This window comes from Nocardiopsis sp. KDC1DS13DA1, assembly GCF_055632325.1.
In genome coordinates this window covers 141,951-153,128 of record NZ_JBVMUY010000005.1, presented here as the reverse complement: position 1 = coordinate 153,128, position 11,178 = coordinate 141,951, and the positions used below count along the sequence as shown (strand labels likewise).

The 11,178-nt window shown below is 72.0% G+C and carries 10 protein-coding genes; 4 read left to right on the top strand and 6 right to left on the bottom strand.

Annotated elements, in window-relative coordinates; genetic code table 11:
- Nucleotides 1–13 precede the first annotated feature (13 nt).
- A complete protein-coding gene (locus tag ACTVAJ_RS04440; protein WP_470386749.1) occupies nucleotides 14–1,435 on the bottom strand; it encodes a selenium-binding protein SBP56-related protein in 1,422 nt (473 codons plus the stop codon).
- 528 nt (nucleotides 1,436–1,963) lie between these two features.
- Here ACTVAJ_RS04440 and ACTVAJ_RS04435 point away from each other — a divergent pair.
- Nucleotides 1,964–3,235: an aspartate aminotransferase type Ic gene (locus ACTVAJ_RS04435; RefSeq protein WP_470386748.1), complete on the top strand. Its 1,272-nt coding sequence runs from the start codon at nucleotides 1,964–1,966 to the stop codon at nucleotides 3,233–3,235.
- Nucleotides 3,236–3,370: 135 nt separating this feature from the next.
- On the opposite strand, the gene ACTVAJ_RS04430 is transcribed toward ACTVAJ_RS04435, so the two are convergent.
- Nucleotides 3,371–3,886 (bottom strand): ATP-binding protein, encoded by a 516-nt coding sequence (locus ACTVAJ_RS04430; RefSeq protein ID WP_470386747.1) that lies wholly within the window; start codon nucleotides 3,884–3,886, stop codon nucleotides 3,371–3,373.
- A 255-nt stretch (nucleotides 3,887–4,141) separates the two neighbouring features.
- Complete coding sequence (locus tag ACTVAJ_RS04425) at nucleotides 4,142–4,519, bottom strand: nuclear transport factor 2 family protein (protein ID WP_470386746.1); 378 nt, start codon at nucleotides 4,517–4,519, stop codon at nucleotides 4,142–4,144.
- A gap of 230 nt (nucleotides 4,520–4,749) precedes the next feature.
- Here ACTVAJ_RS04425 and ACTVAJ_RS04420 point away from each other — a divergent pair, with 230 nt between their 5' ends.
- Complete coding sequence (locus ACTVAJ_RS04420; protein WP_470386745.1) at nucleotides 4,750–6,549, top strand: bifunctional metallophosphatase/5'-nucleotidase; 1,800 nt, start codon at nucleotides 4,750–4,752, stop codon at nucleotides 6,547–6,549.
- Nucleotides 6,550–6,673: 124 nt separating this feature from the next.
- On the opposite strand, the gene ACTVAJ_RS04415 is transcribed toward ACTVAJ_RS04420, so the two are convergent.
- Nucleotides 6,674–7,294, bottom strand: a complete 621-nt coding sequence (locus ACTVAJ_RS04415) for a TetR/AcrR family transcriptional regulator (RefSeq protein ID WP_470386744.1) — start codon at nucleotides 7,292–7,294, stop codon at nucleotides 6,674–6,676.
- A 121-nt stretch (nucleotides 7,295–7,415) separates the two neighbouring features.
- Between ACTVAJ_RS04415 and ACTVAJ_RS04410 the strand changes: the two genes are divergently transcribed.
- Entirely contained in the window at nucleotides 7,416–8,084 is a 669-nt protein-coding gene (locus ACTVAJ_RS04410) for a DUF998 domain-containing protein (RefSeq protein WP_470386743.1), read from the top strand.
- 142 nt (nucleotides 8,085–8,226) lie between these two features.
- Here the strand turns inward: ACTVAJ_RS04410 and ACTVAJ_RS04405 are convergent, their stop codons facing one another.
- Both ACTVAJ_RS04405 and ACTVAJ_RS04400 read right to left on the bottom strand, forming a co-directional pair.
- Nucleotides 8,227–8,826: a DUF4291 domain-containing protein gene (locus ACTVAJ_RS04405; protein ID WP_470386742.1), complete on the bottom strand. Its 600-nt coding sequence runs from the start codon at nucleotides 8,824–8,826 to the stop codon at nucleotides 8,227–8,229.
- Nucleotides 8,827–8,912: 86 nt separating this feature from the next.
- Entirely contained in the window at nucleotides 8,913–9,725 is an 813-nt protein-coding gene (locus ACTVAJ_RS04400; protein ID WP_470386741.1) for a helix-turn-helix transcriptional regulator, read from the bottom strand.
- Nucleotides 9,726–10,122: 397 nt separating this feature from the next.
- Here ACTVAJ_RS04400 and ACTVAJ_RS04395 point away from each other — a divergent pair, with 397 nt between their 5' ends.
- A complete protein-coding gene (locus ACTVAJ_RS04395) occupies nucleotides 10,123–11,139 on the top strand; it encodes an aldo/keto reductase (protein ID WP_470386740.1) in 1,017 nt (338 codons plus the stop codon).
- The last annotated feature ends 39 nt before the right edge of the window (nucleotides 11,140–11,178 follow it).

Genomic DNA, 11,178 nt, shown 5'->3' with positions numbered 1-11,178 from the left:
GAGCCCGCCCCCGTCACCGGTAGCAGTAGGAGTCCGAGGAGGCGTCTCCGCCGGCCAGGCGTGTCTGGTGGACGCGCAGTCCCCCGAAGTCCCGGCCGTGCGGGAAGAAGCGCCGGTCGACCCGGAGGCCGCCCCGGTCGGTGTCGGCGTCGAGTTTGACCAGCCAGGGGTCGATCCCGCCGGGGTAGAACTGGTCGTCCCAGGAGCCGTAGAGGGAGTTCGTCAGGTAGACGCGCCTCCCGTCCCGGCTGATCTCGACCATCTGGGCGCCTCCCGTCAGCGGGGTCTCCGGCGCCGACGGGTGCGGGCCGCCGTCGACGATCCCGCCCAGCCGGACCGAGGCGGTGCGCCGGGGCTCGAAGGGATCGGTGACGTCGTACTGGATCAGCTCCCCCGTCCCCCACGCCGACACGTACAGCCACCGGTCGTCGACCGACAGGTCGATGTCGGTGACCAGCGGAGGAACCGCACCGAACGGTCGTAGCGCAGGGGGAAGGCGGCCGGGGTCCGCCGGCTCGGCGGGAACCGTGATCACCTTCCGGACGCGGAAGGCGTCACCGTCGCGGTGCCACAGCCACACCGAGGCCGACAGGTCCACGACGTTCACGACGACCGAGGCGAAACCCCAGTCCGCCTCCGGATCGTGGGCCGGACGCAGTTCCAGCACCATCTGGTGCTCGTCACCCAGGTCCACCCGCTGCCGGTGCCTGCCTGAGGCCAGGTCCCAGAAGTGCAGCGCGTGACCGTACCCGCGCCCGAGCAGGAGTTCCGGGTCGAGGCCGTCCTCCACCATCGAGGGGGTGCCCCACTCGCTGGTCACGGCGATTCCGTGGCGCAGGTGCCACCAGACGTCGTAGGCCAGGCGCTGCGGTCCCCGCCGCGTCTCCCAGGCGCGCAGTACCTCGAAGGTGGTGTGGTCGAGCAGGGCCACCCCACCGGGGCCGTCGTCTCCGTCCGCGCCGCCCAGGCAGGACAGGAAGACCCCGTCCGGGCCGCAGTGGAGGGTGTGCGGACGGGAGTAGCCTGCCCTCTCGGCGAGTTCGGCCGCTTCCACGACCTTGACCAGCCGGGGCCGGGCGGGATCGGGGCGGGTGTCGAGGACGTGCAGTCGCGAGGAGCGCAGTCCGGGGATCAACAGGTACCGGCGCTCGGCGTGCTGGTGTCCCGCGTGCGCCAGCGCGCTGGAGCAGGCGTTCCATCCGAAATGGTGCAGCTCGTCACCGAGGTTGGGCATCTCCGTGGTGCTGAGTACCTGGCCGTAGGACGCCGAGTCCGGGTCGGCGCACACCGTGAACAGGGCGTCGGGACGGTGTGCGGAACGGTCGAATCCGACGACGTAGGCGAGTTCCTCGGGAGGTGCCGCGATGGCGTCCGCCGGAGAACGGTAGATCGTCGGATCGGCGGAGCGGTCCTCGGTGTGCGTTGGAGGGGACATGGGAAGCCTCCCCTGCCTCGTTCGCGCGGCATCGGTGCGGAATCGGACCCTACGGGCCCTTCCACCATTGTCCGGCCGTTCCACCGGTTCAGGCAACCGTTCCGCGGCCCGTGGCCGGGAGACCCTGTCCACGCGTGCGCCTGTGGGCACCCCGGTCATCCGCAGCAACAGCACGAAGACCGTGAGGAAGCCCATGGCGGGGACGAAGAACAGCATCATCACGGCCGGGCCGCCGCTGACCGACCGGTGCCGGGAGAGCGACACCTCCGGGAGCGGGTCCCGCCCGCCCCGGGACGGTCTGCCGCGCGGACACCGTGTCGGCACGCGGAAGCGGCGGGTTTCCCCCCGACGGCACCCACCGCTTCCTGGACCGGGGCGCTGTCGCCAGCGTCGTCGCCTGCCCCTCCCCGCCCGCCTTCGTCAAGAGTCCGGACCCGTTTGGCGGATGTCACCCGGAGTGTGCCAGGGTTCTGGAGGAGACGATCGCAGCCTGTCCGCGATCGTGTGAAGAACACTGGAGGAACCACCATGACCACCGAGCTGAGCGCCGACGCCCTGACCGGGCTCCTCGACCTGGCGCGGCGGGACTACGAGGAGCTGTCGGGCCGCGGCCTCAAGCTCGACCTGACCCGCGGAAAGCCGGCACCCGAGCAGCTCGACCTCTCCGAGGACCTGCTCAGCCTGCCGGGCGACGCGCACACCGCCGCCGACGGCACCGACGTGCGCAACTACGGCGGCCTGCGGGGCCTGCCCGAGCTCCGCGAGATCTTCGCCGACGTGCTCCAGGTGCCCTCCGGGCAGCTCCTGGCCGCCGGCAACTCCAGCCTGGAGCTGATGCACGACTGCCTGGTCCACGCGCTGCTGAGCGTGCTGCCGGGGGCCGAGTCGCGCTGGGCCGACCAGGACCGGATCGTGTTCCTGTGCCCGGTGCCCGGCTACGACCGGCACTTCGCGCTCTGCGAGCGGTTCGGCATCGAGATGGTCGCGGTCCCGATGGACGCCTCGGGCCCGGACATGGACGTCGTGGAGCGCCTCGTCGCCGAGGACCCGGCCGTCAAGGGCATCTGGTGCGTGCCCAAGTACAGCAACCCCAACGGGGTCGTCTACGGGGACGAGACCGTGGCGCGCCTGGCCCGTATGGAGACCGCCGCCCCGGACTTTCGCATCTTCTGGGACAACGCCTACGCCGCCCACCACCTGACCGGGGAATCCGTCCAGATCGCCGACCTGCTGGCCGCGTGCGCCGAGGGCGGCAACCCCGACCGGGCGTTCGTGTTCGGCTCCACCTCCAAGATCACCTTCGCGGGCGCGGGCGTCGGCTTCTTCGGCTCCTCCGCGGCCAACGTGGACTGGCTGACCGCCAACAACTCCAAGCGCTCCATCGGCCCCGACAAGGTCAACCAGCTGCGCCACGTCCTCTTCCTGCGGGACGCGGAGGGACTGCGCAAGCACATGGAGCGGCAGCGGGACCTGCTCCAGCCGAAGTTCGCGGCCGTCCAGCGGATCCTGGAGGCCGAGCTCGGCGGTACCGGCCTGGCCACGTGGACCGACCCCGAGGGCGGATACTTCGTCACCCTGGAGGTTCCCGAGGGCTGCGCCAAGGAGGTGGTGCGCCGTGCGGCCGAGGCGGGCATCGTGCTGACTCCGGCCGGTGCGACCCACCCCTACGGCAACGACCCGCAGGACGCGACGATCCGCATCGCGCCCAGCTTCCCGGGCCTGGCCGAGCTGGAGCAGGCGATGCTCGGACTGACCGTGTGCGTGCGCCTGGTCGGCTACGAGAAGGCGGCCACGGCCTGACCGGTCGGACCGCGAGGCGGGGCCCGGTCGCGGACGAGGACCGCGGCCGGGTACCGGGACCAGTGACGGACTCCCCGCGGCGGGCCGCCGCGGGGAGTCCGTTCCGTAGCGATCCGCCGCCGTGGTGCGGTGCGGCTAGGGTGCCGCCGCGGCGATCTCGGCCCAGGCGTGCGTTCCGTGGGCGGGATGCGGGGCCAGATCCCACCGGGCGGCCAGGTGGTCGACGATGAGCAACCCGCGGCCGGATTCGGCCTCCTCGTCAGCGTGGTGATCGGCGGAGCGCGGGACGAGGCGGCCGTGGTCGTGGATGTCGAGGCGCAGGGCGGGACGGACGCCGCCCGGAACCCAGGCCAGGTCCAGGTGTACGGGCGGGTGGCCGTGTTCGACGGCGTTGGCGACGAGTTCGCCGGCGACGAGGGTCGCCGCGTCGGCCAGGTCGGTGCGGTCCAGACGGCCCAGGAAGCGCTCGACCAGGCGGCGGGCGCTGGACGCGCTGGCCAGGACGCCGGGGAGGCGGTGGGACTCGCGGACCGAGGCGGGCGCGCCGTGCCCGGTGCCGGGGGCGAGGTCCGGCGCCTCGACCGGAGTCTCCGTGACGGGTTCCTCGACGGCGGTGCCGGAGGCCGCCGTGACCTTGGTGGTGGAAAGCATCGCGCCGTTCCTCGGGGCGGATCCGGTGTCGGCCGCCATGGGCGGAGTATGCCGTGCGTCACTCTGGACAGTGATGCCGGTCTCACTCGGTTGGATGTTCCGAGCATGGTCCCACCAGCGCCGCGAGTAAACCTTGTGGCCATTGTGGACACTATTGTTCATAAAGTTCACAGTGTTGCGTCGAGAACCTCGTGCCGGTTCCGTGCTGCACGCGCGGGCCGAGGATGTGAGGCAGCAGGACACGCGGAACCTCTCTCAGGACTGTTCCGTACCCTCCGGGACCGGTGTGCCCTGGTGGTGGTAGATCCGCCAGGCCCCGTCGTCGCCCCTGAGCCACAGCGAACTGCGCCGGGCCCGCGCCCCCGCGACCTCGGTCGTGTACGTCAGGTGCACCACCCCCGGCGCAAGTACCGTTCCCCTCATACCGCTCACCCGGACGGGCGCCGCACCCGGAGCTCCGGCCATCGTCGGCAGTTCCGCCAGCATCGACGCCCGGTCCCACCACCGCCCCGACCTCCCGACCTCGGTGAAGTCAGGGTGCAGCAGTTCACCGGCCAGCGCACGCGAGGCCCGAACCTTGGGGTCGAGCAGCCGCATCTCCGCCGCGACGACCTGGCCGACGGTCGTGTCCACCGTGTCCTCCTCCGGTTTGTGCGCCCTTCGGGGAGACCAGAGTGGCCCGGGTCCGTGTCGCCGTTCAACCGGATTCTCCGACCACCGCGCGGGGCTCCGGACCCGCGACGTCGGCATCCCACGGGGGCGGAACGTGCACCGTTCGTTCACACGCGCCCACTTCCGTCACACCACCGGGATCCCTAACCTGGGTGACTTCGTGACTCCCACACCCCCGGAGGTGGACACACATGGCCGAGGATCCCCCGATCTCCCGACGCGGCGCCATCGGCGCACTGAGCGCCGCGAGCGCGCTGGCGGTGGCCGGATGGCCCGGCACCGCCGCCGCGTCCTCGGCCCGGGACGCCCTCATCACCGTGATGGGCACGTCCGACCTGCACGGGTCCTGCCTCAACTGGGACTACTTCCGCGACGCGGAGTACACCGACGCCGCCGGAGACCACATCGGCATCGCCAAGGCCGCCAGCCTCATCAAGCAGATCCGCGCCGAACGCGGCCGCGGCAACACCCTGCTGTTCGACTCCGGCGACACCATCCAGGGCTCCTCCCTGGTCACCTACTACAACACCGTCGAACCGTTCACCGAGACCGGTGAGGTCCACCCGATGGCGCGCGCGATGAACGCCGTCGGATACGACGCGGTGGCCCTGGGCAACCACGAGTTCAACTACGGCATCGACCACCTGAACGCCTGGGTCGAGCAGATGGACGCCCCGGTGCTGGGCGCCAACGCCGTCCACCACGGCAGCGACGACCCGGCCTACCGGCCCTACGTCCTCAAGCGCATGCACGTGGAGACCACGAACAAGCCGGGCACGCAGCCGCTGACGGTCGGTGTCCTCGGCCTGACCAACCCCGGCTCCATCCTGTGGGACCGGCGCCACGTCGAGGGCAAGCTGGAGTTCCGCGACCTGGTGGAGACCGCCGCCCACTGGGTGCCGATCATGCGGGCCGGGGGCGCGGACGTCGTCATCGTCAGCGCCCACTCCGGTGACAGCGGCACCTCCTCCTACGGTGACGACCTCCCGGTGGAGAACGCCTCCGCGCTGGTCGCCGAGCAGGTCCCCGGCATCGACGCGATCCTGTTCGGACACGCGCACCAGGACGTCCCCGAACGGTTCGTGACCAACCGCGCCACCGGTGAGCGGGTGCTCATGTCGATGCCGTCGTACTGGGGGCGCCGACTGTCGGTCATGGACCTGGCCCTGCGCCGCGAGCGGGGGCGCTGGCGGGTGGTGTCCAGGAGCGCGGTGGCCCTCAACGCCAACACGGTCGAGGAGGACCCGGAGATCGTGGCGGCCGTGGCGGACCAGCACGCCACGGCGGTGTCCTACGTCAACCAGGTGATCGCCACGTCGGTGGAGGAGCTGAGCGCCGCCGAGGCGTGCTGGCGCGACACCGCGATCGTGGACTACATCCAGCACGTGCAGATCGAGACGGTCCGCGCGGCCCTGTCGGGTACCCCCGAGGGCGACCTGCCGGTCATCTCGATCGCGGCGCCGTTCAGCCGGTCGGCGGTCTTCCCCGCCGGGGACGTCAGCATCCGCGACATGGCCGGTCTGTACATCTACGACAACACGCTGCTGGCCAGTGTGCTGACCGGAGCGCAGGTGCGCGACTACCTGGAGTACTCGGCGCGGTACTTCGCCCGGGTCGCCCCGGGTGAGGAGGTCGACCCGGAGGCCATCACCAACGCGGGCGGGACCCCGGACTACAACTTCGACCAGATCGCGGGGCTGGAGTACGAGATCGACCTCTCCCGTCCGGAGGGCGAGCGGATCACCTCGCTCACCCTGGACGGTCAGGAGGTGGCCGGCGACCAGCGGTTCGTGATGGCGGTGAACAACTACCGGCAGTCCGGGGGCGGGAACTTCCCCCACATCGTGGACGCGCCGGTGGTCTACAACCGGCAGGTGGAGGTGCGTCAGGCGCTGATCGACTTCGCCACGGCGAGCGGCACCATCGACCCGGCTGAGTTCCACACCGTCAACTGGCGCCTGGTGCGCGAGGGGGAGCCGGTGTTCGGGTAGTTCCTTCTCCGCGTCCCCGCCCCTCCCTCCCCTCCTCCCGCCGGCGCGGGGCGGGGCCGTCCGGAAGCCGGCGGCGTACCGGCCCCGACACCCCCCGCCCGCCGGCGGGCGGGGGGTGCGGTGGTCAGCGGTAGGCGCCGAGGAAGGCGCGGACTCCGGCGGCGGCGTAGCGATCGAGGTCGGCCTGGCTGTGTTGCGGGCCGCCTCGGAACATGGCCTGGTTGACGGGGATCCACAGGAGCAGACCGGAGAAGTGGTTCGCGGCCAGGATCGGCTCGTCGATCCGGAGCAGTCCGTGGTCGGCCAGGCGCTGGAAGGAGACCGCGAGGGTGTCCAGTACCCGCTCGAAGCCCTGTTCGTACCAGGTGGCTCCGAGTTCGGGGAAGACGTCGGCGTTGGCGATGATCAGGCGCCGTAGCTGGAGCACCTCGGGCTGGGTGAGGGTGCTCAGGAACCGGCCGGCGAGCCGGGTCAGGTTCTCCTCCAGGGTGTCGGCCTCGGGGGGGATGTCGGCCACCAGGTCGATCATCGCGTCGATCTGGCTCGTGGTGGCCAGGACGATCTCGACGAACAGTGTCTCCTTGTCGGTGAAGTGCTTGTAGACGGTCTGTTTGGACACCGCTGCCAGTTTGGCGATGTCGTCCATGCTGGTCCCGGCGTATCCCTTCGCCATGAAGACCTCGGTCGCGGCAGTCATGACCGCCTGGCGTTTGCGCGCCGTTCGGCTCTGGGTGGTCGCTTCCACTCCGCCCCCTCACGTTTGAGTACTGGACAGTCTAGTTCTTCTTCGAGTACTGTACCGTCCAGTTCCCAGGGCAGTACTGGACCGTCCAGTACTGTCAGCTCCCTTCCCGAAGGAGATCCCCGTGGCCCGCTCCCGAACCGCCCCGCCGACCCCCGCCCCCACCTCCGCCCGTCCCCCGTGGCGGCTCCTGCTCACGGGCGGTATCGCGGGGGGACCCCTGTTCCTCACCGCAGGCCTGATCCAGGGGCTGACGCGCGAGGGCTTCGACTTCACCCGCAACGCCCTCAGCCAGCTCAGCCTCGGCTCCCTGGGGTGGATCCAGACCATCGTCTTCCTGGTCACCGGTGCGCTGATCATCGCCGGAGCGATCGGAGCACGGCAGGCGCTGCGCGACGACCCCGGAGGGACGTGGGGGCCTTGGCTGATCGGTGTGTTCGGCGCCTCGTTCCTGGTCGCCGGGGTCTTTCCCGCCGACCCGGGCGCGGGGTTCCCCGCCGGAACGCCCGAGACCGCGCCCCCCGTGCTGAGCGCGCACGGCGCCGTCCACATGTTCGGCGGCATGATCGGCTACCTCGCGCTGTGCGCCGCGTTCCTCGTACTGGCCGGACACTTCTCCGCCCGCCGGGAACGCGGCTGGGCCCTCGCGTGCCGTCTGGTGCCGGTGGCGGTCCTCGGCGGCTTCGCCGCCTCCGCCGCCAGCGTCGCGGCCTTCACCGCCGGAGCGGGGCTCGGACTGCTCTGGCTCAGTACGGTCCTCGCCCGGCTGTCCACCCCGACACAGCGGCCCTAGCCGCCGCGCGGCTTGTACGGGTGCGAACCCCGCACCGCCGATCCACGGAAGCGAACCATCCCGACCGGGACCACGACGTGACCGCGACCGCCGGGGACCCCGGCGTGTATTTCCCCGGGCGGGAAGAAGGACGGGTGACCGGTCAGACGGTGCGGGCCAGGTGGTCCAGCAGCCCTTCCGGCACCGGGTAGGGGCGCTCTTCGGGCAGCAGCGCGGCGGCCCCCTCCAGGTCGCCTGCGCGCACCAGGGCGTGGATCTCGTGTGTGAGCGACGTGACGTCGGTGACGCCCACGATCCACTCGTCGGCGTAACGGTGGGACGCCTCCCCCGACAGCCCCAACTGGAGGGAGCGGTGGTCGAGCGGGCGCAGGTGCAGATCTCGCTCGGGGTCCCACTGGACCCGGGCGGCACTCGTCCGGAGCCGCTCGCGCCAGGCGTCGCGGTCGGGGTGGACCCGGGGGTCGAAGTGCGACAGGCAGGCGTTGCGCAGCGCCCACTCGAAACCCGCGCGGGTGATCTCCACGGCCAGGACGGTCTCCTGGTCCCTCTTCCGGCCCCACCCGCACCGATAGGCCATCCAGAGGAACGACGGCTTGATCCAGGTCATCCGTCCGCGCTTCCACGCCGACGGGAAGCGGCCCTCCCGCGCGGCGGGCCCGCCGATGGAGGGGGCGTAGGCCTGGTAGACGGTGACCGTCTCGTCGGTGAACCGGGCGCGGATCTGGTGTCTGGGGAACGGCATGGCCGTCAGCCTGGCGTCTTCGCGACGCGGAGGGCAAACCGTTTTTCGCGCGTCGCGGACCGTACCCGGTCGGGAACCGCCCCACCTCACAGCAGGGCGAGTCGTGCCGCGGTCGCCTCGTCGGCGGGCAACTGGACGACCAGCCTCTGCCCGTCGGTGTCCGGCAGGTCGAGGCTCTCGTAGGCCAGCGACAGCTCCCCTGCCTCGGGGTGCGCCCACCGTTCGACGCCCGTACGGCGGGGAAGGGCGGCCGATCCCTCGAAACGGTCCCGGAACCGGGCTCCGGCGGCCTCGGTCAGCTCCTCGGCGAGCGACGCGGCGTGGCCGTCGCCCAGCGACGCGGCCGCCCTCAGGTCGGCGGCCCGCTGGTCGGCGACGGCGTCCCAGTCGGGGAGGGCGGTCGTGGCGCGGTCATCGGTGAACACGTACCGGGCGAGGTTGGGCACGTCCGGTTCCAGCACCCCGGACGGCCCGGCCAACCGGGCGAACCCCGCCGTGGACGCCAGCACGTCACCCAGACCGTTGACCACCAGCGCCGGACCCGGTTCGAGCCGGTCCAGAACGGCGCGCACCGTGGGACGCACCGCGCGCGGCGGTGGCGGACCGCCCCGGCACGCTCCACCGGTGCCCGCCTTGGCGAGCCGGTGCATGTGGACCCGCTCGTCGCCGGACAGCCCCAGCGCGTCGGAGAGCGCCTCGACGACCTCCGGAGAGGGACGGCGGTCGCGCCCCTGCTCCATGCGGGTGAGGTACTCGACGCTGACCCCGGAGAGCGTGGCCAGCTCGGCACGGCGGAGCCCGGGGGTACGGCGGCGGGGACCGGCGGGAATCCCCGCTTCGGCGGGGGTCACGGCCTCGCGGCGGGAGCGCAGGAAGGCGCCCAGCCCGTTGTCTGGCATGGCTGGAGTCTAACCAGCGCGCACCGAGGGTGGCCCCGGGAGGGACAGTCCCACGGCGGTCTCCCAGGAGAGGGACCCTCCTGCCAGGGTCGGAGCCATGCACACGTTCAGCGGGGGCGCGATCGCCCGTCCCACCGGTCAGCCGCCGGGCCGACTGGCCGCGGTCGGCCGTGACGGCGCACCCGCGATCAGGCCGGTGGGGGCATCCCCTCCCCGGGGCCGGGGCGATCGCGGCCGTGGACCCGGGGAGCCCGCGCGTGGATCCTCATCCGCCCCCGCCGGATCCTCTCCCGGGGCATCGACAACGGCTCCTACGAGATGTCGGCGCGCCGGGTCGCCTGAGAGCGCGCCCCGCGCCCCGGGAAACCCCCACGACGAGAGACGGAGAGCAGCCTCCTTGCGTTACCGACTGCTGGGCCGGACCGGCCTGCGCGTGTCCGAACTGTTCCTCGGCGCCATGACCTTCCACCGGCGCGGCGGCCCCGAGACCGTGCGCGGACACGACGCGATCCTGCGCGCCTACACCGACGCCGGTGGCAACGTCATCGACACCGCCTCGGCCTACGGCGACAGTGAGGAGATCGTCGGCGAGCTGCTCACCGGCCGACGCGACCGCTTCGTGCTCGCCACCAAGTACACGCTCTCCCGGGACGCCGACGATCCCAACGCGGCGGGCAACCACCGCAAGAACCTCCGCCTGTCCCTGGAGCGCAGTCTGCGACGTCTGCGTACCGACCACGTCGACCTGTACTGGGTTCACCTGTGGGACCGGCGCACACCCGTCGAGGAGACCATGCGGGCGCTGGACGACGCCGTGCGCGACGGAAAGATCCTGTACGTGGGGATCTCCGACGCTCCGGCCTGGCTGACCGCCCACGCCAACACCCTGGCGGAGTGGCGCGGCTGGACCCCCTTCGCGGGCCTCCAGATCCCCTACCACCTGCTCCAACGTGACGCCGAACGGGAGCTGCTGCCGATGGCCGAGGCGCTCGGGCTCAGCGTGGCGGCGTGGGCGCCGCTGGCCGGAGGCGTCCTGTCGGGCAAGTTCACCGACCGGGAGGACGTCCCCGAGGGCACCCGGGTCGACCCCCGCTCCCTCTCCGCGCGCGATCACGCGGTCGCCCGGGCGGTGCGCGAGGTCGCCGGTGAGCTCGGGGCCGCGCCGTCGCAGGTGGCGCTCGCCTGGACGCGCGCGCGGTGGCGCTTCGTCCACCCGATCGTGGGCGCCAGCCGTGTCGACCAGCTCGTCGAGAACCTGGGGGCGGTCGACGTCGTCCTGCCCGAGGAGGCCCGTCTGCGGCTGGAGGCGGCCGCCGACTTCGAGGTGGGCTTCCCCGGGGACTTCATCGCCCGGTGCGAGGACGACCCCCGGGTGTTCGGCGCGGCTGCGGCCAGGGTGGACGGGTACCGCTGAGCACGTCCCTCCTCCCGAGCCCGGCGGGTCCGCCCCCCA

Excerpts from the sequence above, each read along its gene's own strand:
- ACTVAJ_RS04430 (WP_470386747.1), bottom strand. The coding sequence starts at position 3,886 with ATGCTTTCCACCACCAAGGTCACGGCGGCCTCCGGCACCGCCGTCGAG.
- ACTVAJ_RS04420 (WP_470386745.1), top strand. The coding sequence starts at position 4,750 with ATGGCCGAGGATCCCCCGATCTCCCGACGCGGCGCCATCGGCGCACTG.
- ACTVAJ_RS04435 (WP_470386748.1), top strand. The coding sequence starts at position 1,964 with ATGACCACCGAGCTGAGCGCCGACGCCCTGACCGGGCTCCTCGACCTG.
- ACTVAJ_RS04400 (WP_470386741.1), bottom strand. The coding sequence starts at position 9,725 with ATGCCAGACAACGGGCTGGGCGCCTTCCTGCGCTCCCGCCGCGAGGCC.
- ACTVAJ_RS04440 (WP_470386749.1), bottom strand. The coding sequence starts at position 1,435 with ATGTCCCCTCCAACGCACACCGAGGACCGCTCCGCCGATCCGACGATC.
- ACTVAJ_RS04405 (WP_470386742.1), bottom strand. The coding sequence starts at position 8,826 with ATGCCGTTCCCCAGACACCAGATCCGCGCCCGGTTCACCGACGAGACG.